The sequence below is a fragment of the Streptomyces sp. ADMS genome, from assembly GCF_033441795.1.
Taxonomy (GTDB): Bacteria; Actinomycetota; Actinomycetes; order Streptomycetales; family Streptomycetaceae; genus Streptomyces.
The window spans coordinates 1-26,162 of record NZ_JAVFVX010000106.1 but is presented as its reverse complement, the minus strand read 5'-3'; the positions used below and the strand labels follow the sequence as shown (position 1 = coordinate 26,162).

The window sequence follows — 26,162 nt, the reverse complement described above, 5'->3', positions numbered from 1 at the left end:
CCCAGGTACGCGGCGTCGACGTCGAAAAGCTCCCCGAGGCCGAGGACCTCCAGGCCCTGTAACGGCATATCCCGAAAGGGCGTCCTCACTACGGCGAACGCACAGGTACACGCACCCGATGCAGGTTGTCCCGGCCTCTCACCTACATCACCCAAGGGTAGGTTCTCGATCGGCGTGCGGTCGGTGCCCCCAGCACGGCAAGGGCCACAAGCCCCGACTGCTGGGGGGACATGCCGTGGTGGCCGTCCCGATCTGCGAGGTGGGCCGCCCATCGCCGGACCGAGGACATCATGGTCCGTGTCGACCGTTACCTCGGCATCTGGACAGGGCAGAGTCGACTTCGCCGAACGGTGTTCCTTCCCGGTGGACGAGGGCGCGGTCGGCGTGTGACGTCGGAGGTCCTGCGCCTTCCCGCCGCCCTCCGCCTTCCCGCTGCCCTCCGTCGCCGATGCCTCAGGCCGACGTCACCGGTGCCGTACCGCTGGTGCCGCGTACCACCAGCTTCGGGTCAAGTACGGCCTCCTGGGGCCCCAGCTCCGGGTTCTCCAGCCGCTCCACGGCGAACCGCACGGCGTGCTCCGCCATGAGGGCCGCGTCCTGACGGACGGTGGTCAGGCCGATCGGCATCAGATGGGAGAGGTGGCTGTCGTCGTACCCGACAACGGACACATCGCGCGGGACGTCAACACCTGCCTGCGTCAAGGCCATCAGCAGGCCCCACGCACAACGGTCGTTGCCCGCGAGGACCGCCGTCGGCAGGGCCTGGCCCCGATCACGCTCTGCCAGGAACAGGCGGCCCGTCTCGATGCCCGACTCCTCCGTGTGCTCACCGGGAATCACCCGCGCCTCGGACTCCAGCCCGTGCCGTCGCATCGCGGCCCGGTAGGCACGCCGCCGCTCGGCCGAACCCGGTCCCCGGCCGCCGTCGATGTGGACGATCCGGCGGTGCCCCAGTTCGACGAGATGTTCCATGGCCTGCCATACCCCCTTGCCCTCGGCACTGTGCACGAAGTCCACGCGGGCGCCGGACACCCGCCGACTGACCGAGACAGTCACTGCCCGGTGTCCGAGTTCGTCGAGATACGCGGCCTTGCCGTCGGGACCAAGCAGGATCAGCGCCTCGCAGCGGTGGCTGAGCAACGCCTCTGTCGCCTTCGCCTCGCTACGGCCCTGGGTGGCCGCGGAGAGCAGGACGTCGTAGCCGAGGCGTTCGGCCTCGGGGTAGATCCCCTGGATGAGGTCCGTGTGGAAGGTCTGGTGCACGGTGAACATCACACCGAGCGTGCGGCTGCGTCCGCGGGCCAACAGCCGGGCCGCGCTGTCGGGACGGTAGCCGATCTCGTCGGCGACCCGCAGCACCCGTTCCCGGGTCTCTTCGCTGGCTCCTGGCTGACTGCGGAAGATGATCGAGACGAGCGCCCGGGACACCCCCGCTCTTGCGGCGACGTCCGCCATGGTGGGCCGCTGTTTTCCCGACGCATCCACCTGTGAACCCACCCTCCGAAGCAGCCCGCCGTACGGGCCCTCTCGAAAACTCTCAGCAACAAGGTATTGACATGACATTTGGGCAGACGTCATCGTACACAGACTAGAGCGCGCTAGTAGAGCGCGATAGCAATTCTCGCGAGAGCTCCCGTCTCTGGCACGAAGGGAAACCAGCGTGATGCCGTTCGAATTGCTGACCATGGGGCGCGTGGGGGTGGATGTGTATCCGCTCCAGACGGGTGTGGGGCTGGCGGAGGTCACGTCTTTCGGCAAGTACCTGGGCGGCAGCCCGACCAACGTAGCTGTCGCCGCCGCCCGTTACGGCCACTCGGCGGCTGTGATCACGAAGACGGGCCGGGACCCGTTCGGCGAGTTCGTGCGCACGGCCCTGACCGGCTACGGCGTCGACGCCCGTTTCGTCGGTACGTCGGACATCGCGCCGACGCCGGTGACGTTCTGCGAGATCTTCCCGCCGGACGACTTCCCGCTGTACTTCTACCGGCTGCCGAAGGCCCCGGACCTGGACATCGGTCCCGGCGAGCTGGACCTGGACGCGGTGCGGGAGGCGCGGGTCTTCTGGGTGACCGGGACCGGGCTGAGCGAGGAGCCGAGCCGCTCGGCCACCCTCGCCGCGCTGGCGCACCGGGCGAAGACCGGGCCGACGGTCTTCGATCTGGACTGGCGGCCGATGTTCTGGCCGGAGTCGTCCAAGGCACGCGCCTACTACACGGAGGCCCTGCGCCACACGACCGTCGCGGTCGGCAACCTCGACGAGTGCGAGGTTGCGACCGGGGAGCGGGAGCCGTACGCCGCCGCGAAGGCGCTGCTCGCCGCCGGTGTCGAGCTGGCGGTGGTGAAGCAGGGGCCGAAGGGTGTCCTGGCGATGGGCCGTGACGGCTCGGCCGCCGAGATACCGCCGGTCCCGGTGAACGTGGTAAACGGCCTCGGCGCCGGGGACGCCTTCGGCGGCGCGCTCTGTCACGGTCTGCTGTCCGGCTGGGACACCCGCCGCACGGTCGCCTTCGCCAACGCCGCCGGCGCCATCGTCGCGGGCCGCCTGTCCTGCTCCGACGCCATGCCGACCGAGACAGAGGTCGAGGCCAAGCTCCGCGAGGCAGCCCTCGCCCCCAACGAACGAAAGGCGTGACGACGTGCTGTCCGACAACGTGAACCGGATCGTGGCGGCCCGGGTGGGCGACCCCGGCGCCGTCGCGACGGCAGCCGCGCGCCGGGTGAAGGCCACCTCGCCGCTCGGCGAGCACGGCAGAGCGATGATCATCGCTGCGGACCATCCGGCGCGCGGTGCCAACGGTGTGGGCGGCGACCCGAACGCCATGGCTGATCGCTTCGAGCTGCTTGAGCGCCTGTGTGTCGCCCTGGAGCGGCCCGGTGTGACCGGTGTGCTGGCCACCGCCGACATCCTGGAAGACCTGCTGCTGCTCGGTGTGCTCGACGGGAAGAGCGTCTTCGGCTCGATGAACCGGGCCGGGCTCGCTGGTTCCGTGTTCGAGATCGACGACCGGTTCACCGGGTACGACGCGCAGACTATCGCCGCGATGGGCTTCGACGGCGGCAAGATGCTCACCCGTATCGCGCTCGGCGACCCGGCGACGCCATCCGTGCTGGAGAACACCGCACGTGCCGTCAACGAGCTGAACGACCGTCAACTCATCGCCATGGTCGAGCCGTTCCTCAGCTACTGGCAGGACGGGACGGTCCGCAACGACCTCTCCGCCGACGCCGTCGTCAGGTCGGTCACCATCGCCTCGGGGCTGGGCCGGCGCACCGCTTACACCTGGCTGAAGCTGCCGGTCGTGGAAGACATGGAGCGTGTCCTGTCTGCCTCGACGCTGCCCGCGCTGCTCCTGGGCGGCGAGGTGAAGGACGCCGCCACCGCGTTCGCGTCCTGGGGCAAGGCGCTCAGGCTGCCCACCGCGCAGGGTCTGGTCGTGGGCCGCTCGCTGCTCTACCCGTCCAACGGCGATGTCGCCGGGGCAGTGGACAAGGCGGTGAGCCTGCTGTGAGCGACACGCACAAGTACCACCTGCCGAAGGGGACTTCGGCCGACGGACCCTACGACCTCCTGGTCACGCCCGAGTCGGCGGGCTGGGGATACTCCGGCCTCAGGATCCTGACCCTGAAGCCGGGCGAGGCGCACGCCCTGTCCACCCGGGACTCCGAGTTCCTGGTCCTGCCGCTGACGGGCTCCTGCGCCGTCACCACGGACGGCATGACCTTCGAACTCGCCGGGCGGACAGGCGTGTTCGCCTCGACCACCGACTTCGCGTACCTCCCCCGCGAGTCGGAAGCCCTGATCAGCAGTGCGGACGGTGGGACGTTCACGCTGCCCTCAGCCCGTACCGGGCGGAGCTCACTCTCCGCCCGGTACGGCCCCAAGGAGGGCGTCCCCGTCGAGCTGCGCGGCGCCGGGGCCTGCTCCCGACAGGTCAACAACTACTGCCTGCCCGGCACGTTCGCGGCCGAGCAGCTGCTCGTCTGCGAGGTGCTCACGCCCGGCGGCAACTGGTCGTCGTACCCGCCCCACAAGCACGACGAGGCACGGCCGGGAGCGGAGTCGGAGCTCGAGGAGATCTATTACTTCGAGGTCGACGGCGGTGAGCAGGCCTTCGGCTACCAGCGGGTGTACGGCACCGAGGACCGCCCGATCGACGTGCTCGCCGAGGTCCGTTCCGGCGACACGGTGCTGATCCCGCACGGCTGGCACGGACCGTCGGTCGCCGCGCCCGGCTACGACCTCTACTACCTGAACGTCATGGCGGGCCCGGGTCCGGATCGCGCCTGGCTGATCTGCGACGACCCGGCACACGGGTGGGTGCGCACGTCCTGGGACTCCCAGGACGTCGACGCCCGGCTTCCCTTCGGAGGGGACGAGGAGCGATGAACACCGTACGACTCACCACCGCCCAGGCCCTGGTCCGCTTCCTGGCGAACCAGTACAGCGAGCGCGACGGGCAGGAGCAGCGGCTGATCCCGGGCGCCTGGGGCATCTTCGGGCACGGCAATGTCGCGGGCATCGGGCAGGCCCTGTTGCAGGCGGCCGTCACCCAAGAGGCCGATCTGCCGTACTACCTGGCCCGCAACGAGCAGGGCATGGTGCATGCGGCGGTGGCGTACGCGAAGATGCGCGACCGGCTCGCCGCCTTCGCCTGCACGGCGTCCACCGGGCCCGGCTCGACCAACATGATCACCGGGGCGGCCCTCGCCACCACCAACCGGCTGCCGGTCCTCCTGCTGCCCAGCGACATGTTCGCGACCCGTGCCGCCGACCCGGTGCTCCAGCAGTTGGAGGACACCCGGGGCGGGGACGTCACCGTCAACGACGCCTTCCGGGCCGTGTCCAAGTACTTCGACCGCGTCTCCCGGCCCGAGCAGCTGATCCCGGCCGCGCTGGCGGCGATGCGGGTGCTGACCGACCCGGTCGAGACCGGCGCCGTCACGCTCTCCCTGCCGCAGGACGTGCAGGCGGAAGCCTTCGACTGGCCGGTCGAGTTCTTCCGGCACCGGGTGTGGCGCATCGGCCGCCCGGTGCCGGAGCCGGCCGCTGTCGAGCGGGCCGCGCGCCTGCTGAGGAGCGCCAGGAAGCCGCTGGTCGTCGCCGGCGGCGGGACCGTCTACTCCGGCGCCGAGACCCAGTTGCGGGCCTTCGCCGAGGCCACCGGAATCCCGGTCGCGGACACGCACGCCGGGAAGGGCGCGGTGGCGTGGGATCACCCGTACGCGGTGGGCGGCATCGGATCCACGGGCTCGTACGCGGCGAACGAGCTGGCGAAGGAGGCGGATGTCGTCCTCGGCATCGGCACCCGCTACTCCGACTTCACCACCGCCAGCCACACCGTCTTCGCCAACCCGGACGTCACGTTCGTCAACCTCAACGTGGCCCGGCTGGACGCCGTCAAACACTCGGCCGAGCCTCTCGTCGCCGACGCCCGGCTCGGCATCGTGGCACTCGCGGGCGCGCTGGCGGACTGGGAAGTGGATGAGACATACCGCCGCCGCACCCGCGGGCTCATCGCCCGTACCAGGGAGATCGAGGAGGAGTGTTTCCAGCGCGGGCACGGACCGCTCCCCGCGCAGACCGAGATCCTCGGCGCCCTCAACTCCGTGCTGGGCGACCGCGACGTGGTGATCAACGCCGCCGGTTCCATGCCCGGTGACCTGCAACAACTCTGGCGGGCGCGGGATCCGAAGGCTTACCACGTCGAGTACGCGTACTCCTGCATGGGCTACGAGGTCGCGGCGGGCGTCGGCGCGAAGATGGCCGATCCGTCGCGCGAGGTCGTCGTCCTCGTGGGCGACGGCTCGTATCTGATGATGGCTCAGGAGATCGTGACCATGGTCTCCGAAGGTCTCAAGGTCATCATCGTCCTCGTCCAGAACCACGGCTTCGCGTCCATCGGCGCGCTGTCGGAATCGCTCGGCTCGCAGCGCTTCGGCACCAGGTACCGCTACCGGGACGGTGATTCAGGACTGCTCGACGGCGACGTTCTGCCCGTCGACCTCGCTGCCAACGCCTCGTCGCTGGGCGCGGACGTCCTGCGTGCCACCACCGTCGACGGGTTCCGTACGGCGATGGAGAAGGCGAAGGCCGCGGACCGCACCACCGTCGTGCATGTCGAAACCGACCTGTACGGGCCCAACCCGCCCGGACACGCCTGGTGGGACGTGCCGGTCGGTGAGGTCTCCGCACTCGACTCCACGCGCGCAGCATACGAGACGTACACCGCCCACAAGCAGGACCAACGCCACTACCTGTAACCCACGGCCCTCCCCTGCCGCAGCCCCGTGAAGCCCCGAGAAGCCCCGCCGCAAAGGAAACACTCACGTGAAGACCATCGACCACTGGATCAACGGCAGCCCCGCCCGGGGCGACGCCGAGCGCACCGCGCCGGTGTTCAATCCGGCCACCGGCCAGGAGCAGGCCCGGGTCGCGCTCGCCTCGGCGACCGACGTGGACGCCGCCGTCGCCGCCGCGTCCACCGCCTTCGAGACCTGGTCCGAGTCGTCCCTCAGCCGGCGCACCCAGGTGATGTTCGCCTTCCGTCAGCTCCTCGTGGAGCACGAGGAGGAGCTGGGCCGGATCATCTCGGCCGAGCACGGCAAGACGGTCGACGACGCGCGCGGCGAGATCACGCGCGGCCGTGAGGTCGTGGAGTTCGTGTGCGGCCTCGGCGACGTGCTGAAGGGCAGTTTCTCCGACCAGGTGTCGCGCGGCGTGGACGTGCACAACTTCCGGCAGCCGCTGGGGGTCGTCGCGGGCATCACGCCTTTCAACTTCCCGGCGATGGTGCCGCTTTGGATGCACCCCATGGCCATCGCGACCGGCAACACGTTCATCCTGAAGCCGAGCGAGCGCGACCCGTCCGCCGCGAACTTCGTCGCCGAGCTGTACCGGCGCGCCGGGCTGCCCGACGGCGTCTTCAATGTCGTGCACGGTGGTAAGGAGGCGGTCGACGCGATCCTCACTCACCCCGGCATCGAAGCGATCTCCTTCGTCGGATCGACGCCCATCGCCAAGTACGTGCACGAGACGGCCACTTCACACGGAAAGCGTGTCCAGGCGCTCGGCGGTGCCAAGAACCACGCCGTCGTACTCCCGGACGCCGACCTGGAGTTCGCCGCCAACCACATCACGGCGGGCGCGTACGGCTCGGCCGGTGAGCGTTGCATGGCGGTGTCGGTCGCCGTGGCGGTCGGCACCGCCGCCGACGGACTGGTCGCGGCCCTGGAGCACAAGGCCCGCGAGGTGAAGGTCGGACCCGGCGACGTGCCCGGCACCGAGATGGGGCCACTGGTCACCAAGGCCTCCCAGGAGCGCGTGGAGAACGCCGTCGGCACCGCCGCCACGCAGGGCGCCGCCGTCATCGTGGACGGACGCGGGCTGAAGATCGACGGGTTCGAGGACGGGTTCTTCACCGGCCCGTCCCTGCTCGACCACGTCACGGCCGAGATGGACGCCTACAAGGAAGAGCTGTTCGGCCCGGTCCTCGCCGTCGTCCGCGTCGACACCCTCGACGAGGCGATCGACCTCATCAACGCCAACCCCTACGGCAACGGCACCGCCCTGTTCACCGCGAGCGGCGAGGCGGCACGTCGCTTCCAGCGCAACGTCAAGGTCGGCATGATCGGCGTGAACGTGCCGGTGCCCGTGCCGATGTCGTACTACTCCTTCGGCGGCTGGAAGGACTCGCTCATCGGCGACTCCCCGGTCCACGGCCCCGAGGGCATCCGCTTCTACACCCGCCCCAAGGTCGTGACGACGCGCTGGCCGCAGCCGAAGCAGCAGGTCGCCGTGGGCTTCGACTTCCCGACCTCCAGCTGAACCCCGGCAAAGGCAGCAACAGCTCCCCGCGCAGCAGAACTCCGCCGGCAAGGGCCATCTCCGTCCCCCGTCTTCGAAGGATTTGACCATGGCAATGGCGCCATCCCCACTCCGCACCGTCGCCGGCAACCTGTGTCTGGGCTCGGCACCCGACTCCTGGGGCATCTGGTTCCCCGAGGACGAGCACCAGGTCCCGTACACCCGCTTCCTCGACGAACTGGCGCAGGCCGGCTACGAGTGGCTGGAACTCGGACCGTACGGCTATCTCCCCACCGAACCGTCCGTACTGGCCGAGGAGTTGGCCGTGCGCGGCCTGAAGGTCTCCGGCGGCACCGCCTTCGGCGCGCTGCACCGCCCTGAGGCCTGGGACGAGATGCTCGCGCATGTCCGGCAGGTCGCCGAGCTGACCGCCGCCGCGGGCGCCCACCATCTCGTCCTGATCCCGCCCATGTACCGGGACGAGAAGACCGGTGCGTTCACCGAGTCCCCCGAACTGACCGCCGTCCAGTGGGCGGGGTTCGGACGGTCCGCCGACCGGCTCGGCAAGCTGCTGCTCGACGAGTACGACGTACGGCTCGTCCTCCACCCTCACGCCGACAGCCACATCCAGACGCAGCCGGAGATCGAGCGGCTGCTCGACGAGTCCGACTCCCGCTACACCAATCTCTGTCTGGACACCGGGCACGTCGCCTACGGCGGCGGGGACAACCTCGACCTGATCCGCCGCTTCGGCGAGCGCGTCGGCTACGTCCACATCAAGCAGATGGACCCGGAGGTCCTGGCCCAAGTCGCCGCCGAGGACCTTTCGTTCGGCGAGGCCGTCAAGCGCGGGGTGTGCGTGTCGCCTCCGGCCGGCGTGCCGAACCCGGCCGACGTGGTGGCCGAACTCGCCAAGCTGAAAGCTGAGTTGTTCGTGATCGTCGAGCAGGACCTGTACCCGTGCGCTCCCGACGTGCCGCTCCCCATCGCCGTACGGACGCGTGAGCACCTGGCCGGCTGCGGCCTCTCCGGGACTCGACGCCCCCACAACCACCGGTAGGAGGCGGCCATGGACGTCAGGGACGTCGCGACACAGCCAGGCACCGCTCCGTCCACGCCGATCGACGACGCGCCTCCGGCGGTCTCGCGGCGGCTGCGACTCATCACGATCAACCTCGAAACGGAACTCGGTACCCGCTGCTCCTGAACGCTCACCCGTGTCCCCACGCTCCCGGGTCAGCGATGGCGCGGGAGCTGCAGAAAGGAAAACCAAATGACTGTGCGTGTAGGGGTCATCGGCGCCGGCTGGATCGGCCAGGAACACATCCGCCGGCTCACCGACACCGTCACCGGAGCCAAGGTCACCGCCGTCACCGACATCGACGCCGCGCGCGCCGAGGAGGCGGCGACCCGCGTCGGCGCCCGGGTACTCGCGGACGGCGTCGAGCTGATCGCGGCTGACGATGTCGACGCGGTACTCGTCACATCCTGGGGTCCCACCCATGCCGAGCACGTACTGAACGCGATCTCCGCCGGAAAGCCGGTGTTCTGCGAGAAGCCCCTGGCCACCACGGCCGAGGACTGTCTCCGCATCGTCGAGGCCGAGCACGCGCACGGCCGCCGCCTGGTCCAGGTCGGCTTCATGCGCCGCTACGACGCGGGCTACCGCCAGATGAAGGAAGTGCTGGCCTCCGGCAGTATCGGCGCCCCGCTGATCGTGCACTGCGCGCACCGCAACCCGACCGTCCCTAAGTCGTACACCTCCCAGATGGCCGCACAGGACACGGCGGTCCACGAGATCGACGTACTGCGCTGGCTCCTCGACGACGAGATCGTCTCCGCGCAGGTGCTGAAGCCGCGTGCCACGACCAACCGCTTCCCGCATCTGACGGACCCGCAGATCATGCTCTTCGAGACCGCGAACGGGATCCGTATCGACCTGGAGGTCTTCGTCAACTGCCAGTACGGATACGACATCCAGTGCGAGACAGTCGGCGAGACGGGCCTGGTCCGGCTGCCCGACCCGGCCGCGGTCGCCGTGCGCACCGCGGGGGTGAGCGGTACAGCGGTGCTGCAGGACTGGAAGGACCGCTTCACGGACGCCTTCGACACCGAGTTCCGCGAGTGGATCGCGGGCATCGCGGCCGGCGAGGAGCCGACCGGACCGTCTGCCTGGGACGGCTACGCGGCCACCGTCATCACCGACGCGGCCGTCCAATCTTTGGAGTCGGACAGCCAGGTCGTGACCGTTGACATGACGCCCCGGCCCGCCTTCTACGCGGGCAGGGCCGCCGCCGGAGGTGTCGCGTGAAGATCGCCCTCGACCCGTACATGTTCCGCGCCCTGCCCATCGACGAGATGGTGCGCACGGTCGCCGGACTCGGCTACGAACACATCGAGTTGTCGCCACGCGAGGACTTCATGCCGTTCTCCTGCACCCCAGGGCGGACGACGAGCGGGTGGCGGAGCTCAAGAACTCCCTGCGTGCGCACGGCGTGAAGCTGTCCTCCGTACTCCCGCTCTACAAGTGGTCCTCGCCCGACGAGACCGAGCGGCAGGCCGCCGTCCGCTACTGGAAGCGGATGATCGAGATCACCTCCGACCTCGAATGCCCGCTGATGAACTCGGAGTTCAACGGCCGCCCGGAGCACGCCGCCCAGAGCGAGGCTGCCTTCTGGCGCTCCCTGGAGGAGCTGCTGCCAATCTTCGAGCGGGAGGGCATCGCGCTCAACCTGGAGGCGCACCCGGACGACTTCTGCGAGGAGAACACCCCGGCCGTCGACCTGGTCCGCGCCGTCAACAAGCCCTGGGTGAACTACCTCTACTGCGCGCCGCACTCCTTCCACCTCTCCGGGGCCTCGGAAGTCGGCGCGGACATCGCGGCGATGATGCGCTACGCGGGCGACAAACTGCAGCACGTACACATCGCGGACTCCTTCAACCACAAGGGCTCCAGCGGCCTGCGCTACATCCTCAACCCGCCCGGGACCACGGCCCGTATCCACCAGCACCTGGACATCGGCCAGGGCGAGGTCGACTGGAACGCCTTCTTCGGCACCCTGCGCGAGCTGGACTTCGACGGCGTCGCCACCGCGTGCGTCTTCGCCTGGGAGGAACGCGCCCGGGAATCCTCGGCGTTCATGCTCGACCGCATCCGCAAGGAACTCGCCGCGTGAAGCCCGGCATCTCCGCACGGCGGTCTGCACGACCAGCCTCTGAACGACGACCTGGAGGTCATCACATCGCTCGGCCTGACCGGCGCCGAGAGCAACGCGGGCGGATTCCCGTCCATCCCCGTCTCCCGAAAAAGGCGGTGCCTTCCGCGCCGGATCCGGCTCTCTGTCTCGGAGTAGATCTCCGCATCGGCAGCCGACCATCCCTGGCCTGATCCAGGCGGGCATACAGCGGAGGTACGGCCGGACGGGGCGCCGCTGCGTCTACGCCCCGTTACCCGGGTCGCCGTCGGCGACCTCCCGTGACGAGGCAGTTCTGCTGCCACTGAGGCGACGGCACAGCAGGACTTCGGCCCGCGCCTCGCGGTCCTGTTGCGCATGCGGGGCCGGGCGGCAGGTGGACCGTCACCGTCATGATCAGGCTGTAGGTTTCGGTACCGGAGCCGCGGTAGGTGTGAGGGGCGTCGCCGTCGAACGTGGCGGTCTGTCCGGCCTCCAGGGCGTGTTCGGTGCCGTCGACGATCAGGGGCATCCGGCCGGAGGTGACACTGACGGTTTCCACGACTCCAGCCTGGTGGGGGTGGCTGGGGTTCTGGGGGTATTCCTCGTCAGGTTCCGGGTGCCGGCGCCAGACCTCGACAGGGGCCGGGCGAGGTCGTCAGCATGAGCGGGGCCTCGCTGCCCCGTTCTCCGGTCCGCAGCGGTGGCACGGCGTCGGCGGCCACGACGCGTACGCGGCCCTCGGGCGGCCCCTGCATCAGGGCGTGCGACCACGGCGTTTCCTTGTGCCTCAGAGCCACTCTCCGATGCACCGGCCGGCACCCCCGCCGCACGGTGCCTACCTCTCCGCGGTCGCGTTCGCCTCGGGCGGGTTCCGGAATGCACCACCAGATCTGCCATGCGCCCGGCGACGCCTACAACATGCCGCAGGTACACACTCCGTCGTGATCGGCCACGTCACGACCTTCGACGCCGCGTACGCCCCTGAGGCCGCCGAGCGCGTCGCCGCGGCGACAGGCCGCGCTGCCGCTGCCGGGATCTACGCACCGCGTCAGAAGGTCGAGGCCCCGATGTCGCTGAAGGAGCGGAGTGTGGACGTCACCGAGCGCCACGTGTACGACCTTTGACTCGGTTGAGAAGTCGATGCCGTGGGCGCCGCCCTCGCGGCCCACGCCGGAGCCCGAACCTGGCCGTACGGTTCGCACCGTTTCAGTCCGTGCCGCTTCGCGGGGTCGACGCCGCGCCGCCATTCTGCGACCTCGTCGTCTTTCGGTCGGCAGGACGGACCCGCCCCCAGCGACCAGCCGATCGCTCACTCCTGGGCCTTCGCCCGTCGATCACGCGCGACGGCCGCGCACCTTACGACGTCGGGCTGCCCACTCGACCCGCCGCCACGCGCCACGCCATGCCCTTCGCCGGCCCCGAGGGCCCGAGGGACACCCGAACGCCGTCATCAGCAGAACGCCGCGAGCAACAGGCCGACCTGGCGCCCCAGCGGCGCCTCAGGGAAACCCATGGCCGTGCAACCCTCACACTCCCGTCATCGTCCGCACACGTGACCCCCGTTCACTCAGCGTCGATACTTTCGAGAGCGGTTTCCAGAGCCACCCAACTGCACGTCATCCATATCCGACGAATCGCCATCAAAGTCAGCGTTGAGTCAGCATCAGTACCGCCGGAGCCCCTTGCGACCGTCACGAAGCGCCAAGATCGACAACTGAACAACCCTAGTCCTGACCTGCTAGAACATAGGCCAGAGGCTCATCTGGCAATCTCACCAGGAGGTACCCGTGAAAATGCTCATCAACGTTCCGGAGACCGTGGTCGCCGACGCGCTGCGGGGCATGGCGGCGGCACATCCCGAACTGGCCGTCGACGTGGAGAACCGGGTGATCGTACGGCGGGACGCCCCCGTTTCCGGAAAAGTGGCCCTCGTCTCCGGCGGCGGTTCGGGGCACGAGCCGCTGCACGGAGGGTTCGTGGGGCCGGGGATGCTCTCGGCGGCCTGCCCGGGTGAGGTGTTCACGTCTCCCGTGCCCGACCAGATGGTGCGGGCCGCGGCTGCCGTGGACAGCGGGGCGGGCGTCCTGTTCGTCGTGAAGAACTACACCGGCGACGTCCTCAACTTCGACATGGCGGCCGAACTCGCCGAGGACGAGGGCATCCAGGTCGCGAAGGTCCTCGTCAACGACGATGTCGCCGTCACCGACAGCCTCTACACGGCCGGGCGGCGCGGTACGGGCGGCACCCTGTTCGTGGAGAAGATCGCGGGTGCGGCCGCGGACGAGGGGCGTCCCCTGGAACAGGTGCGCTCCGTCGCCCAGCAGGTCAACGACAGGTCCCGCAGTTTCGGCGTCGCACTCGGCGCCTGCACCACCCCGGCCAAGGGCAGCCCCACCTTCGATCTGCCGCCGGGTGAGCTGGAGTTGGGCGTCGGCATCCACGGCGAACCGGGCCGGGAGCGGCGGTCGATGATGACCTCGGGCGAGATCGCCGACTTCGCGGTGGAAGCCGTGCTGGAGGATCTGAACCCGCGCAATCCCGTGCTGGTCCTGGTCAACGGGATGGGCGCGACGCCACTGCTGGAGCTGTACGGATTCAACGCCGAGGTGCAGCGGGTGCTGGCCGGGCGCGGGGTCGCCGTGGCCCGCACCCTCGTCGGCAACTACGTCACGTCGCTCGACATGGCCGGCGCGTCCGTGACCCTGTGCGAGATCGACGAAAAGTTGCTGCGGCTGTGGGACGCGCCGGTGCGGACGGCGGGTCTGCGCTGGGGCATGTGAGCGTGGCAGGCGGCGAATGGCAGTCTGTGACCCGGGCGTTGCGGTCACGACCCGCGCCGACGGACCGTCAGCCCGGTGCGACAGCGACCAACGTAGCTACCACGCAAGGAGATCCTGTGCTCGACGCCGACTTCTTCCGCCGCTGGATGGCGGCGACGGCCGTCACCGTCGGCCGCGAGGCGGAGCGGCTCACCGCCCTCGACTCGCCGATCGGCGACGCCGACCACGGCAGCAATCTGCGGCGCGGCTTCAACGCCGTGGCCGCCGTCGTGGAGAAGGACGCGCCGGACACGCCCGGCGCCGTCCTCACCCTCGCCGGACGCCAGCTCATCTCGACCGTCGGCGGTGCCTCGGGGCCGCTGTACGGAACGCTGCTGCGCCGAACCGGCAAGGCGCTCGGTGAGGCGGCCGAGGTGAGCGCGGAGCAGTTCACGGACGCGCTGCGCACCGGGGTGGACGCGGTGATGGCGCTCGGCGGTGCGACGCCCGGCGACAAAACCATGATCGACGCTCTCGTTCCCGCCGTGGTCGCCCTCTCCGACTCTTTCGCCGCCGCGCGCACGGCCGCCGCACAGGGCGCCCTCGCGACCGTGCCCCTGCAGGCCCGCAAGGGCAGAGCGAGTTACCTCGGCGAGCGCAGTATCGGTCACCAGGATCCGGGCGCCACCTCGGCGGCGCTGCTGATCGCGACTCTCGCGGAGACCGCCGGTGAGTGACGGGGCCGGCCCGGGCGGCGAGAAGGGCGGGAAGCTGGTCGGGGTCGTGCTGGTGTCGCACAGCGCGGCGGTGGCGTCCTCGGTGGCGGACCTGGCCCGGGGGCTCGTCGGCGGCGGCGCGACCGTTCCCGTCGCCGCGGCGGGCGGCACCGGGTCCGGCGGGCTCGGCACGAGCGCCGAACTGATCACCGCGGCGGCCCGTTCCGTGGACCGGGGTGCCGGGGTCGCCATCCTGATGGACCTGGGCAGCGCGGTCCTCACGGTGAAGGCACTCCTGGCGGAGGGCGACGAACTCCCGGACGGCACCCGCCTGGTGGACGCCCCGTTCGTCGAGGGAGCGGTGGCGGCGGTCGTCACCGCGTCGACGGGAGCAGACCTCGCGGCGGTGGAGGCGGCGGCCACGGAGGCGTACACGTACCGCAAGGTGTGAAAGCGCGGGGAGGGAGCGGCGGAGAGCGGTTCACGGACCGGTCCGCCGCCCCTCCTCCGGAACGGGTCAGCTCTCGGCGATGCCCTCGATGCCCTGGCCCACGAACTGCCTCGCCAGCCGCTCCCCCGTCTCCACCGCCGCCGCATGGTCCTCGATGGGCGACACCTTGGAGTCCTTGAAGACGATGTACGTGACGCCGGAGGCGGTCCCGCCGCCGTGCGGGTCGGGGTCGATGCCCAGCGCGTCGGCGGTGGCGTAGGACGCCTCACCGATGATGTCGTGCGGGCCGGTGTCGCCGACGACCGCGTACTGCACGCGGTTCTCGTAGATGACGGCGGCGACCGAGCCGCCCCGGATGCCGTGGTCGCGGTAGTTCCAGATACTGCTGGCAACCGGTACGACGATGAACGGCAGTCGTTCGGCGTCCAGTTGGCGGCCGTCGGACTGCTGGTAGGCAGTGGTGTCGGCGAAGTAGGGGTCGGTGCGCCCGTTGCAGCGCGGGCCGGCCTGGCCGTCGCAGTCGATGTCCATGTCGGCCTTCCAGAAGACGACGTCCTCAGTGCCGCATACGGGGATGTCCGCGGGGGTTCCGGCGTCGCTGCGGTAGTGGCCGTTGGACACGGGCGCGCAGTCACGCACCTTGGCCAGCAGGTCGGCGGCCCGCACGTTGCCCTCGTACCGCACCGGTTCGTTCGAGTGGACGGCGGCGGGCAGCGTGGTCGGGGCGAGCAGGGCGGCGCCGGCCGCGGCGAGCGTCAGCGTCTGGACACGCACGATAGGGGCCCTCTCCTGGGGGATCTGACGGACACTCGGCCCAATCTGGTACCGGTCCGACCACGCGTCCACCTTTAGGGGGCCGTACGGTGCATGCCCCGAACTCCCGACAGGGGCCGGGCGCCTGAGCCCGTGTCGGCTCCGGCCGCCCGGCCACCCGCCCCGGCGCGATTCCTGCGACGACAGCGGTTCCGCGCCACTGACATGAACTGCCCTGACAACAGGGCCGGTTCAGCCTTGATGGACTCAGCATACGTAATCACGGCGGGCACGGAGCAATTGCGCCCCTCTTGATGCACACACCACACCGGGTCCATATTGGTCCGGACCAATACCGTGCGGGAGGGCGGAGAAGGGTGCGGCAGTGCGACACGTCGCCCGGTACGCCACGTCCGTCTGCGGGGCCCTGCTGCTCACCGCCTCCTGCGCCTGGAGCGGGACCGGGGACGGGAACAGGGTACGGATCAGGGCGCGGCTGCCGGACGGGACGTGGGGCGGCTTCTCGGCGGAGCGGACGGCGGTGACGGCGCCATAGAACGACGCCGTGGCACTGCGCCCCGGATCACCTCGAAGCGCATCGGCGGTCCGCCGTACGAACGAATCCGTCACCTGTGCGGTGGCCGTCCGGGTGCGGACCCGGGCGGGGGCACGTTGGCTGGCCCCGAGGCAGCACGGGCGATCCCCGACCCTCGGCGGCGCATGGGACGTACCGCCAACCGTGCCGCCGGAGGGCAGTCCACATGCGAACCGTTCCACTCCTCCTCCGTTCCGGCCTGACCGTGGCAGCCGCCGCCGTGCTTCCGCTCGCCCTGACCGCCCAGACGGCTTCGGCGGCCGGGATCTCCGTGAGCACCAGCGGGTCCACGGTCTCGGTGACCACCAGCGCGTGCCCCACCAGCAGCGGCAGCGGCTACGGCAGCGCCTCGCTCCTCAACAGCAGCCAGCGGTCCTTCGCCGACGGGCGTGTGGTCACGCTCTCGGGGACGAGCGCCAGCCAGTCCGCCGTCTGGTCCAACGTCGGCACCGGCACGTACACGGTTACCGTGCGGTGCGCGAACGGCGACACCGCCGGTTCCCAGGCGGTCATCGTCAGCACCGCCTCGACGCCCACCATCTCCGCCACGGCCTCCCCCACCCGGGGTGTCATGGGCGGTCTCGGCGGCGCCGCGAGGGACTACGGCACCGTCACCTTCGCGGCGGGCGGCGCCCTGGTCCTGTGCGGGGCCGTGGCCGCGGCCTGGGTACTGCGCAGGCGTTCGAAGCCCTACCGCCTCTGAGCGGCGCCCTCCCCACGGCCGGTGGCGTCCGCACGAGCCCCCTCGCGCGGACGCCACCGGACCCGAGCGGCTCTGCAGCGCCGCCGAAGGGCACGGCCGTGTCGATCTGCGGCTCCGCCGCGCGGGCGAGACCAGCTACGACGGACCCGCAGATGGCGCACCGGAACTCCGGCCGGAGCGCTCAGCTCCGGACGCCGATCACCACGTTCGCGTACAGCTCCTCGGACACCGCGAGCCGCGTGGACAGGCCGCCGGCCTCGAAGGTCTCGATCGCCGACGGTGCCTGGCGTTCACTCGTCTCCACAAGGACGCAGCCGCCGCGGGCCAGCCAATGGCGTGCCCCCGCGGCGACCCGGCGCAGCACGTCGAGGCCGTCGCCGCCGCCGTCCAGGGCGGCCAGGGGTTCGTGATCGCGCGCTTCCGGAGGCAGCAGGCCGACCTCCTGGGTGGGGACGTAGGGCACGTTGGCGGCGAGGATGCCCACCCGGCCGCGCAGGTCGGCGGGCAGGGCGTCGAACAGGTCGCCCTCGTGGGCGTGGCCGTCGTACCCGGCGACATTGCGGCGGGCGCAGCGCACGGCCACGGGGTCGATGTCGGCGGCGTGCAGTTCGACTCCGGTGAGTACGGCGGCCAGCGCGGCGCCGACCGCGCCCGAGCCGCAGCACAGGTCCACCACGACGGACGCGTCCGGGGCCTGGGCGAGGGCCTCGGCGACCAGGAACTCGGTGCGTCTGCGCGGGACGAAGACGCCCGGCTCGACGGCGATGCGCAGACCGGTGAACTCGGCCCAGCCCAGGACGTGTTCGAGGGGGAGGCCCGAGGTGCGGCGGGCGACCATGGCGGCCAGCTCCTCCGGGCCGCGGGCGGCGGAGAGCAGCAGTCGTGCCTCGTCCTCGGCGAAGACACAGCCGGCCGTGCGCAGGGTGGCGGCGACGGAGGCCGGAGAGGAGTGGGGCGATGGAGAACTGGAGGGCATGAAGCAGAGAGCCTTTCGGAAGCCGAAGGGCGCTCTCGCGGTGGCCTAGCGGAGGCGGCCCGCGCTGCCTTGAGGTGAGAGCACCCGACCTGACACAGCGGTAATGGGTCTCACCTCCCAGGTGACGTATGGCTGGGGTGGTCCGCAGCCGGACGGCACATTACCCGAACAGTTGGGCCCACGCCCTCCCCCCCCACCCCAAGTCGCACTGTGCGACATCCCTGTTATGACACCGCCAACTCCCGCCCGTCACCGAGGTGTTCGGGTACCCGGGCGCCCATGAACACAGTGGTGCGGCGCAGCCGGAAGCCCAGGGACTCGTACAGCCGGATGGCGTCGGTGTTGTCGGCGGCGGTGTGCAGGAACGGGGTCTCGCCGCGGGTGCGGATGCCGTGGGCGACGGCGAGGATCAGCCGGGTGGCTAGGCCATCGCCGCGGGCGGCGGGGTCGGTGCAGACCGCGCTGATCTCGGTCCAGCCCGGTGGGTGCAGCCGCTCCCCCGCCATCGCGACGAGCGCGCCGCCCCGGCGGATCCCGAGGTAGGGGCCGAGTTCGATGGTGCGGGGCAGGAAGGGGCCGGGTCTGGTGCGGGCGACCAGGTCGAGGATCTCGGGCACGTCCGCCGGTCCGAGCGGTACGGCCTCCGGGTCCGGGGCGGCGTCCAGTCCGTCGTCCACGAACTGCGCGCCCTCCAGGCGGAACATGATGTCCCAGCCGTCCGGCACTCGCCCCTGGAAACCGAGCAGCGGCACATCGGCCCCGGGACCGGCGAGTGCGGCGAGGTCCGCCCAGTCGCGGTCGTCCGGTTCGGCGGGCAGGGCCAGCCAGGGCGTCACGTCGACGGGGTAGCGCACGATCCGGCCGCGCCATTCGGCGAAGTGGGCGTGCGGGCCGGTGAGGGCGGCGAGCGCGGGGTGGTCGAGGGGGTGTGGCGTGCTCATGCGCCGGCCCCGGTGTCGGCCGCCGCCTCGACCACGATGACCGTCTTGCCGCGCGCGTGGCCCTCCTCGACCGTACGCAGGGCCTCGTCGGCCCGGTCGAGGGGGAAGGTGCGGGTCACATGCGGGTTCAGGTCGCCGCGTACGACGAGGTCCGCGACCGCTTCCAGGACGGCGGCGTTGCGGGCGCGGGCGACCCGGGCACCGCCGAGCCGCTCCGCGACGTCCGCGGGCGCACCCGCCGTGATCAGCTTCGTGCGGTCGGTCAGCAGGGTCGCGGCCTCGGCGAGCACCTCGCCGCCGACGAGGTCGTAGACGCCGTCCATGCCCTCCGGGGCCGTCGCCCGCACCCGTGCCGCCAGGTCGGGGCCGGACGGGACGTGCACCGCGCCCAGTGACTCGACGAAGTCCTTCTTGCCGTCGCCGGCCGCCCCGACCACGCGCAGCCCCCGGGCCCGGGCGATCTGGAGGATCGCGGAGCCGACCCCGCCGCCCGCGCCGGTGACCAGCAGGGTCGCGCCCTCGGGCAGGGCGAGCTGGTGGAGGCCGTCGTAGGCGGTGGCCGCCGCGACGGGCAGGGCCGCCGCGTCCGTGAAGGACAGGCCGGCCGGTTTGGGCGCGGCCACCGTGACGGGCAGCAGCGCGTACTCGGCGTAACCGCCGGCGGCCGGGTTGCCGAAGACCGCGTCCCCCACGGCGAAGCCGGTGACGCCCTCGCCTACCTCCTCGACGATCCCGGCGACCTCGTTGCCGAAGACGGCTGGCAGCTCGCGTGCCGAGCCGCCCGCGCGGGCGTAGCCGGTTCGCTGCTTCCAGTCGACGGGATTCACACCGGCCGCGCGCACCGCCACCAGCAGTTGTCCGGGACCGGGGCGCGGCCGGTCCACGTCGGCGAACGCCTCGGTCTCCGGACCGCCGAACCGTGTGAAGACGTACGCCTTGGGCATCTGCTCCCACTCTCCTTCGCTCGCGCCGGATCGACCGGTGCGGATCACCAGAGCCGGCACTCAACGGCAAGCCCGGTCACGGGAACGCTATTCCCGGCGCGGAGACTTCAGAAGGTGCATGCGACCGCAACGATCACCGCGGGCCCGGGGTCCGGGGCCTTCGCGGCGACCCCGTACGGTGGTACGCGTACGCACTGACCAGGCCTGACCGTGAGGCACGCACCCTGATGAACGTCACCCGAGGCTTCACCGGGCGCCCGCGCGTCCAGAACGCCGGGTTGCCGCCCGGCCAGTACGACGCGGGCGACGACTGGCCCGTCCTGTCCGCCGAGGTCACCCCCGATCTGGCGCCCCCGGACTGGTCCTTCCGGATCGACGGCCTGGTGGCCGAGCCGCGCACCTGGGACTGGGCCGAGGCCCACGCGCTGCCCGCGTCGGCGTACGAGGGTGACATCCACTGTGTGACGAGCTGGTCCAAGTTCGGGGTGCGCTTCGGGGGCGTGTCCCTGGACGCGTTCCTCGACGCGGTGCGGCCCGGCGCGTCCGCGACCCACGCCGTCGCCTACTCCCACACCGGGTACACCACCAACCTCCCGCTCGCCGACCTGACCGGCGGCCGGGCGTGGATCGCCTGGGAGTACGAGGGCCGGCCGCTGCCCGCCGAGCACGGTGGCCCGGCCCGGCTGCTGGTGCCTCATCTGTACTTCTGGAAGAGCGCCAAGTGGATCGCGGGTCTGCGTCTCCTCGATCACGACGAGCCGGGGTTCTGGGAGCAGAACGGCTATCACGCGCGCGGGAACCCGTGGGAGGAACAGAGGTACTCCGGTGACTGAGACCTTTGTCCCCTCGTCCGCGTTCGCGGTGCCCGGCCGGATCGCCGTGAGCAATCGGGCGGCGGCCCTCTGGCAGACGGCCACGCTCACCGAGATCCGCCGGGAGACACCCCAGGCGTCCACCTTCCGGTTCGCGGCGCCTGGCTGGGCGGGTCATCTGCCCGGCCAGCACCTGATGCTGCGGCTGACCGCCGACGACGGCTACACGGCCCAGCGCCACTACTCGATCGCCTCGCCCCCGGACGACGCCGGACACATCGAACTGACCCTGGACCATGTCGAGGACGGCGAGGTCTCCGGCTGGTTCCACACGGTGGCCAAGCCCGGCGACGAGGTGGAGGTGCGCGGCCCGCTCAGCGGATTCTTCGCCTGGCCGGGCGACCGTCCCGCGCTGCTGATCGGCGCCGGCTCCGGAGTCGTACCGCTGATGTCGATGATCCGGCACCACCGGACGCGGGAACTGTCCGTGCCGCTGCGGCTGCTGGTGTCGGCGCGCGGCCCCGAGGAGCTGATCTACGCGCGGGAGTACGGGGCCGAGACCACTCGCGTCTTCACCCGCCGGGCGCCCGAGGGTGTCCCGGTCGGACGACTGGCGGCCTCCCATGTGGCGCGGCTGCTGGCCGACGAGCAGCCGCGTGGCGGCTGGGAGGCATACGTGTGCGGGACCAACGCCTTCGCCGAGCACGCCTCGCGGCTGCTGGTGGCGGCGGGCCAGCCCGTGGACCGGATCCGGATCGAACGCTTCGGCTGAGGACACGGCCGCGGTGGTGTACCGGGCCCACGAGGGCGCGGGCCCTCGTACGCGGCTCCCGTTCGGCCGGTGTCGCGCGCGACGCCGGGCGGGTGGCGCCCGAAGGGGACCGCGGGTGTACGGCCGGCGGCGTGGTCCGCCGCGTCGCCGGCCGGATGTCGTGGAGGCGTGGACGCTGCTCCTCGCCGCTGGTGCTGTGCGTCGGCGCGCCCCTGGTCGGGGCGCTCACGGCCCGGTGGGCGTACGACGAGGCGCGGGCGCGTGGGAGCGCGTGAGGTTCCGGTGGATGTGGTGGTGCGGCTTGATCAGGCCCGGGGTGATGAGTGTCCCGGCCGCCGGCACGGTCGTCCGGCCTCGGGCTCGGTCCCGGCGGTGACCACGGCGGTGACCCGCACGCCGCCGGCGGCCATCCACCCGCCGGGGATCTCGCGCGCGCCGTCCACGACAAGCGGTTCGGCGTCCCCGACCAGCAGTTCCGCAGCAGTCGGCATGGGCGGGGTCACAGGGGGGCGCGAGCCTCGTCCGGGCTTCGAGGGGCCTGGCGGGTCGTCGGCCCTCCCACGTACGGTGTGATCATCCGCAATCGCTTGCTGTCACCCCACAAAGGCGGTTCTACATGGCCCAGTTCGACCTCCCCCTCGACGAACTCCACGAGTACCGCAGTGCGTCCGCCGAGCCCGAGGACTTCGACGCCTTCTGGTCCAAGACCCTCCAGGAGGCCCGCGAGTACGGCCTCGACGCCCGTTTCGAACAGGTGGAGACAGGTCTGACCACGGTCGACGTGTACGACGTGACGTTCGCCGGATTCGGCGGCCATCCGGTGAAGGGCTGGCTGCGGCTGCCCGCCGGTGCCTCGGAGCCGCTGCCGGTCGTCGTGGAGTTCATCGGGTACGGCGGCGGGCGCGGTTTGCCGCACGAGAACCTGCTGTGGGCGTCGACCGGCCGCGCCCACTTCGCCATGGACACCCGCGGCCAGGGCAGCGCCTGGGGCGGCGGTGGCGGGACGGCGGACCCGGTGGGCAACGCACCCTCGTACCCCGGATTCATGACCCGTGGCATCGACGCCCCCGAGAACTACTACTACCGGCGGGTGTACACGGACGCGGTGCGCGCGGTGGAGGCCGCCCGTTCGCATCCGCTGGTCGACCCGTCGCGCACGGTGGCCCTCGGGTCCAGCCAGGGCGGCGGGATCACGATCGCCGTCGGCGGACTGGTCCCGGACCTGGTCGCGATCGCCCCCGACGTGCCGTTCCTGTGCGACTTCCCGCGCGCGGCGACCCTCACGGACCGCCATCCCTACCGTGAGATCGGCAGCTACCTCAAGACCCACCGGGGCCGCACCGCCGACGTGCTGAACACGCTTGCCTACTTCGACGGCGTGCACTTCGCGGCACGCGGCCGGGCTCCGGCGCTCTTCTCGGCGGCCCTGGAGGACCAGACCTGCCCGCCGTCCACGGTCTTCGCGGCCTTCAACGCCTGGGCGCACGAGGACAAGAAGGTCGAGGTCTACGACTTCAACGACCACGAGGGCGGCGGCCCGTTCCAGGAGGCGACGAAGGTGAACTGGCTGCGCTCGTACGCCTGACATGCCTGGAGGCAGAACTGGTCGATTCCGATGCCTTCCGCGCGATCCGACCAGTCGGTATGTTCAGCGGTGCCGGGTCACAGCGTCGTGGCCCGGTGTTCCGGCGGACCACGGAGGGCCCATGTCCGAGCACGTGCCACACGTTCACGGTGACTGCGACACGCGCTTCTCGGCGGTGCGTACGGCGTTCGAGGAGAACTTCCGCGACCGCGGGGAGCTGGGCGCCGCGGTGACCGTAACGGTCGGGGGCGAGACGGTGGTCGACCTGTGGGGCGGCTGGGCCGACGCGGGGCGCACGCGCGCGTGGGAGAGCGACACACTTGTCAACGTGTGGTCGACGTCGAAGGGTCCGGTGGCCCTGTGCGCGCACATCCTGGCCGACCGGGGACTGCTCGACCTCGACGCCCCGGTGGCCGCGTACTGGCCGGAGTTCGCGGCGGCCGGCAAGGAGGGCGTGCTCGTACGGCATCTGCTGTCACACCGGTCGGGCCTGTCCGGCCTGCGGGTGCCGCACTCGCTCACCGACCTCTACGACTGGGAGCTGACGACCCGCCGGCTGGCGGCGACGGAGCCCTGGTGGGAGCCGGGAACGCGGTCCGGTTACCACGCGCTGACGTACGGCTTCCTGGTCGGTGAGGTGGTGCGCCGGGTGTCGGGACTGTTGCCGGGCGCCTTCCTGGAGCGGGAGGTGACCGGGCCACTGGGCCTCGACTTCACCATCGGGCTGCCGGAGAAGGAGGCCGGGCGGGCCGCCGAGCTGGTGCAGCCTCCTGTCGCCTCGAACAGTGAACAGGCCGCGATCTTCGCCCAGTTGACGCCCGCCGCGATCGCCGCCCTGGCCAATCCCCTCGCGGGCGCCGCCGAGGCGAACAGCCCCGAGTGGCGGGCCGCCGAAATACCTGCGGCCAACGGCCACGGCACGGCACGCGCGGTCGCCGCGCTGTACGGCGTCTTCGCCGGACAGGGCTCGTACGGCGGACAGCGCGTCCTCTCCCCCGAGGCGGCCGAACGGGTGCGCGAGGGGCAGGGAAGCTGCCGTGACCTGGTGCTCGGCGCGGGTTTCGCCCACGAGACGGAGATCGGGCTCGGGCTGTGGCTGAGCGGCGCCAACGGCTCGTACGGGCCGAATCCGCGGGCGTACGGCCATGACGGCTTCGGCGGTTCGTGCGGGCTGGCCGACCCGGATGCGGGCGTGTCGCTGGGGTATGTCATGAACCGCATGGGACCCCATATCGCCGACGACCCGCGCAAGATGGCACTGATCGGCGCCCTGTACAGCACACTCCGACTCAGGTAAGGACCGCCGGCGGCCGGTGAGTCGTACCGGGTGGGCGGCAGATGCAGTCAGCTGACAGATTCCCCGGAGGCCGTGGGCGCACAGCGTCGTGGCATGACCTCGAACGATGCACAGCAGATCGAGCGGGCGAACGCCACCGATCGCACACCGGTCGTTTTCGTCCACGGCCTGTGGCTGCTGGCGAGCAGCTGGGACCGCTGGGTCACGCACTTCGAGCACGCCGGGTTCGCGCCGGTCTCCCTGTCGTGGCCCGACGACCCCGAGACGGTCGAGGAAGCCAACGCACACCCCGAAGTGTTCGCCGGCAAGACGGTCGGGCAGATCGCCGACCATCTGGAGGAGCTGATCGGCTCGCTCACGCGCAAGCCGGCGATCGTCGGTCACTCGTTCGGCGGACTGCTGGCGCGGATCCTCGCCGGGCGCGGCCGGTCCGCCGTGTCCGTGGCGATCGATCCGGCGCCTTTCCGCGGCGTCCTACCGCTGCCGCTCTCGTCGCTGCGCGCAGCGACGCCCGTCCTGAGCGACCCGCCCAACCGCAACCGTGCCGTGCCGCTCGCCCATGACCAGTTGCGGTACTCGTTCGCCAACGCGGTCGACGAGAAGGAGGCCAGGGAGCTGTACGACACCTTCGCGGTGCCGACGCCCGGCGCGCCCCTCTTCCAGGCAGCCGCGGCCAACTTCAACCCGTGGAACGAGGCGAAGGTCGCCACGGAGAACCCCGACCGGGGCCACTGCCGATCATCTCGGGCGAGAAAAACCACACCGTGCCCTGGGCGATCACCAACGCCTCCTACGAGAAGCAGCGGCACAACCCCGGCGTCACTGAGATCATCGAGATCGAGGACCGGGGTCACGCGCTGACCATCGACCACGGCTGCCAGGAGGTCGCGGACACGGCACTGCCGTTCGTCCGCCGCTTCGTCTGATCCCTGCCCGCCGCTTCGGTGCGCCACCCTGGCGCGCCTGCTTTCGTCCGACCATGTGAAAGGGACACCCCATGAGCACGTTCACCACCTCCGACGGCACCGAGATCTTCTTCAAGGACTGGGGCACGGGGCAGCCGGTGGTGTTCAGCCACGGCTGGCCGCTGAACGCGGACACGTGGGACGGTCAGACGCGACTGGTCGCCGAGAACGGCTTCCGGGCGATCGCGCACGACCGGCGCGGGCACGGCCGTTCCGCGCAGCCTTGGCAGGGCAACCACATGGACCAGTACGCGGACGACCTGGCCGAACTAATCGAGTCGCTGGATCTCGACAACGTTATCCTCGTCGGGCACTCGACCGGCGGCGGCGAGGTGACCCGCTACATCGGCCGGCACGGGACGGCGCGGGTCGCCAAGGTCGTGCTGCTGGGCGCGGTGCCGCCGCTGATGCTGAAGACCGACGCCAATCCCGAGGGCACGCCCCTGGAGGCCTTCGACGGTATCCGTGCGGGCGTCGAGGCGGACCGGTCGCAGTTCTACTGGGACCTCAGCGAGGCCTTCTTCGGCTTCAACCGGCCGGACGCGGCCCCGTCCGAGGGTATGCGCCGCGCGTTCTGGATGTGGAGCATGCAGGTCGGGCTCAAGGCCGCCTACGACTGCGTCAAGCAGTTCTCGGAGTCCGACTTCACCGAGGACCTCGCACGCATCGACGTACCGACGCTGATCGCGCACGGCGCCGACGACCAGATCGTGCCGATCGCCGCCTCGGCGGAGAAGACGGCGCAGCTGGTCAAGGACTCGACGCTGAAGGTCTATCCGGGCGCCCCGCACGGCCTGGTCGGTGACTTCGAGAAGGCGTTCAACGCCGATCTGCTGGAGTTCGTCCAGAGCTGACCCTGCCTAGACCCGTACTTCGCGGGTCGTTGATTCGTATGGTGTGGCCGGTCGGGGGG

25 protein-coding genes and 3 pseudogenes are annotated in these 26,162 nt (G+C 70.9%); 21 read left to right on the top strand and 7 right to left on the bottom strand.

The window, feature by feature from the left end:
- Positions 1-453: 453 nt before the first annotated feature.
- Complete coding sequence (locus RB628_RS32350) at positions 454-1,455, bottom strand: LacI family DNA-binding transcriptional regulator (RefSeq protein WP_318324174.1); 1,002 nt, start codon at positions 1,453-1,455, stop codon at positions 454-456.
- A gap of 208 nt (positions 1,456-1,663) precedes the next feature.
- Between RB628_RS32350 and iolC the strand changes: the two genes are divergently transcribed.
- The 9 genes and pseudogenes from iolC (at position 1,664) to RB628_RS32305 (ending at position 10,980) form a co-directional block, all read left to right on the top strand.
- Positions 1,664-2,632 (top strand): 5-dehydro-2-deoxygluconokinase, encoded by a 969-nt coding sequence (gene iolC / locus RB628_RS32345; RefSeq protein WP_318324173.1) that lies wholly within the window; start codon positions 1,664-1,666, stop codon positions 2,630-2,632.
- A 4-nt stretch (positions 2,633-2,636) separates the two neighbouring features.
- On the top strand, positions 2,637-3,509 hold the full coding sequence (locus RB628_RS32340; protein WP_318324172.1) for an aldolase: 873 nt from the start codon (positions 2,637-2,639) through the stop codon (positions 3,507-3,509).
- Positions 3,506-4,387: a 5-deoxy-glucuronate isomerase gene (iolB, locus tag RB628_RS32335; RefSeq protein WP_318324171.1), complete on the top strand. Its 882-nt coding sequence runs from the start codon at positions 3,506-3,508 to the stop codon at positions 4,385-4,387. The genes RB628_RS32340 and iolB overlap by 4 nt, the downstream gene beginning before the upstream one ends.
- Positions 4,384-6,261 carry a 3D-(3,5/4)-trihydroxycyclohexane-1,2-dione acylhydrolase (decyclizing) gene (gene iolD / locus RB628_RS32330; protein ID WP_318324170.1) on the top strand — a complete coding sequence of 626 codons (1,878 nt, stop codon included), beginning with the start codon at positions 4,384-4,386 and terminating at the stop codon, positions 6,259-6,261. The genes iolB and iolD overlap by 4 nt, the downstream gene beginning before the upstream one ends.
- A 67-nt stretch (positions 6,262-6,328) precedes the next feature.
- Positions 6,329-7,825 carry a CoA-acylating methylmalonate-semialdehyde dehydrogenase gene (locus RB628_RS32325; RefSeq protein WP_318324169.1) on the top strand — a complete coding sequence of 499 codons (1,497 nt, stop codon included), beginning with the start codon at positions 6,329-6,331 and terminating at the stop codon, positions 7,823-7,825.
- 88 nt (positions 7,826-7,913) lie between these two features.
- On the top strand, positions 7,914-8,864 hold the full coding sequence (locus tag RB628_RS32320) for a TIM barrel protein (protein ID WP_318324168.1): 951 nt from the start codon (positions 7,914-7,916) through the stop codon (positions 8,862-8,864).
- Positions 8,865-8,873: 9 nt separating this feature from the next.
- On the top strand, positions 8,874-9,011 hold the full coding sequence (locus tag RB628_RS32315) for a hypothetical protein (protein ID WP_318324167.1): 138 nt from the start codon (positions 8,874-8,876) through the stop codon (positions 9,009-9,011).
- A 66-nt stretch (positions 9,012-9,077) separates the two neighbouring features.
- Positions 9,078-10,115: a Gfo/Idh/MocA family oxidoreductase gene (locus RB628_RS32310; RefSeq protein ID WP_318324166.1), complete on the top strand. Its 1,038-nt coding sequence runs from the start codon at positions 9,078-9,080 to the stop codon at positions 10,113-10,115.
- A pseudogene (locus tag RB628_RS32305) lies at positions 10,112-10,980 on the top strand (sugar phosphate isomerase/epimerase family protein). Before RB628_RS32310 ends, RB628_RS32305 begins: the two are co-directional and overlap by 4 nt.
- A gap of 367 nt (positions 10,981-11,347) precedes the next feature.
- Here RB628_RS32305 and RB628_RS32300 read toward each other — a convergent pair.
- Positions 11,348-11,741: pseudogene (locus tag RB628_RS32300) on the bottom strand (cupin domain-containing protein); the annotation flags it as partial.
- A 180-nt stretch (positions 11,742-11,921) separates the two neighbouring features.
- Between RB628_RS32300 and RB628_RS32295 the strand changes: the two are divergent.
- The 4 genes from RB628_RS32295 to RB628_RS32280 all read left to right on the top strand — a co-directional run bounded on the left by RB628_RS32295 (position 11,922) and on the right by RB628_RS32280 (position 14,906).
- Positions 11,922-12,104, top strand: coding sequence for a hypothetical protein (locus tag RB628_RS32295; RefSeq protein WP_318324165.1), 183 nt, complete (start codon positions 11,922-11,924; stop codon positions 12,102-12,104).
- A gap of 663 nt (positions 12,105-12,767) precedes the next feature.
- Entirely contained in the window at positions 12,768-13,760 is a 993-nt protein-coding gene (dhaK, locus tag RB628_RS32290; RefSeq protein ID WP_318324164.1) for a dihydroxyacetone kinase subunit DhaK, read from the top strand.
- Between the two features lie 116 nt (positions 13,761-13,876).
- Entirely contained in the window at positions 13,877-14,476 is a 600-nt protein-coding gene (dhaL, locus tag RB628_RS32285; RefSeq protein ID WP_318324163.1) for a dihydroxyacetone kinase subunit DhaL, read from the top strand.
- On the top strand, positions 14,469-14,906 hold the full coding sequence (locus RB628_RS32280; protein WP_318324162.1) for a PTS fructose transporter subunit IIA: 438 nt from the start codon (positions 14,469-14,471) through the stop codon (positions 14,904-14,906). The genes dhaL and RB628_RS32280 overlap by 8 nt, the downstream gene beginning before the upstream one ends.
- 66 nt (positions 14,907-14,972) lie before the next feature.
- Here RB628_RS32280 and RB628_RS32275 read toward each other — a convergent pair whose 3' ends face one another.
- Complete coding sequence (locus tag RB628_RS32275; protein ID WP_318324161.1) at positions 14,973-15,680, bottom strand: glycoside hydrolase family 75 protein; 708 nt, start codon at positions 15,678-15,680, stop codon at positions 14,973-14,975.
- 442 nt (positions 15,681-16,122) lie between these two features.
- Here RB628_RS32275 and RB628_RS32270 point away from each other — a divergent pair.
- Both RB628_RS32270 and RB628_RS32265 read left to right on the top strand, forming a co-directional pair.
- A pseudogene (locus RB628_RS32270) lies at positions 16,123-16,215 on the top strand (hydrolase); the annotation flags it as partial.
- Between the two features lie 205 nt (positions 16,216-16,420).
- A complete protein-coding gene (locus RB628_RS32265; protein ID WP_318324160.1) occupies positions 16,421-16,957 on the top strand; it encodes a hypothetical protein in 537 nt (178 codons plus the stop codon).
- A gap of 181 nt (positions 16,958-17,138) precedes the next feature.
- Here the strand turns inward: RB628_RS32265 and RB628_RS32260 are convergent, their stop codons facing one another.
- From RB628_RS32260 to RB628_RS32250, 3 genes are all read right to left on the bottom strand, one after another.
- Positions 17,139-17,933, bottom strand: a complete 795-nt coding sequence (locus tag RB628_RS32260; RefSeq protein ID WP_318324159.1) for a putative protein N(5)-glutamine methyltransferase — start codon at positions 17,931-17,933, stop codon at positions 17,139-17,141.
- 224 nt (positions 17,934-18,157) lie between these two features.
- Positions 18,158-18,874, bottom strand: coding sequence for a GNAT family N-acetyltransferase (locus tag RB628_RS32255; RefSeq protein ID WP_318324158.1), 717 nt, complete (start codon positions 18,872-18,874; stop codon positions 18,158-18,160).
- Entirely contained in the window at positions 18,871-19,818 is a 948-nt protein-coding gene (locus RB628_RS32250) for an NADP-dependent oxidoreductase (RefSeq protein WP_318324157.1), read from the bottom strand. Before RB628_RS32250 ends, RB628_RS32255 begins: the two co-directional genes overlap by 4 nt.
- A gap of 227 nt (positions 19,819-20,045) precedes the next feature.
- On the opposite strand from RB628_RS32250, the gene RB628_RS32245 reads away from it, so the two are divergent.
- Together RB628_RS32245 and RB628_RS32240 are read left to right on the top strand one after the other, a co-directional pair.
- Positions 20,046-20,651, top strand: a complete 606-nt coding sequence (locus tag RB628_RS32245) for a sulfite oxidase-like oxidoreductase (RefSeq protein WP_318324156.1) — start codon at positions 20,046-20,048, stop codon at positions 20,649-20,651.
- On the top strand, positions 20,644-21,402 hold the full coding sequence (locus RB628_RS32240; protein ID WP_318324155.1) for a ferredoxin reductase: 759 nt from the start codon (positions 20,644-20,646) through the stop codon (positions 21,400-21,402). The genes RB628_RS32245 and RB628_RS32240 overlap by 8 nt, the downstream gene beginning before the upstream one ends.
- A 305-nt stretch (positions 21,403-21,707) precedes the next feature.
- On the opposite strand, the gene RB628_RS32235 is transcribed toward RB628_RS32240, so the two are convergent.
- Entirely contained in the window at positions 21,708-21,893 is a 186-nt protein-coding gene (locus RB628_RS32235) for a hypothetical protein (RefSeq protein ID WP_318324154.1), read from the bottom strand.
- Between the two features lie 125 nt (positions 21,894-22,018).
- On the opposite strand from RB628_RS32235, the gene RB628_RS32230 reads away from it, so the two are divergent.
- From RB628_RS32230 to RB628_RS32215, 4 genes are all read left to right on the top strand, one after another.
- Positions 22,019-22,987: an acetylxylan esterase gene (locus tag RB628_RS32230; protein ID WP_318324153.1), complete on the top strand. Its 969-nt coding sequence runs from the start codon at positions 22,019-22,021 to the stop codon at positions 22,985-22,987.
- Between the two features lie 121 nt (positions 22,988-23,108).
- Positions 23,109-24,284, top strand: a complete 1,176-nt coding sequence (locus RB628_RS32225; protein WP_318324152.1) for a serine hydrolase domain-containing protein — start codon at positions 23,109-23,111, stop codon at positions 24,282-24,284.
- Positions 24,285-24,377: 93 nt separating this feature from the next.
- Positions 24,378-25,145 (top strand): alpha/beta hydrolase, encoded by a 768-nt coding sequence (locus RB628_RS32220; RefSeq protein ID WP_318324151.1) that lies wholly within the window; start codon positions 24,378-24,380, stop codon positions 25,143-25,145.
- A gap of 136 nt (positions 25,146-25,281) precedes the next feature.
- Positions 25,282-26,103 carry an alpha/beta hydrolase gene (locus RB628_RS32215; RefSeq protein WP_318324150.1) on the top strand — a complete coding sequence of 274 codons (822 nt, stop codon included), beginning with the start codon at positions 25,282-25,284 and terminating at the stop codon, positions 26,101-26,103.
- The last annotated feature ends 59 nt before the right edge of the window (positions 26,104-26,162 follow it).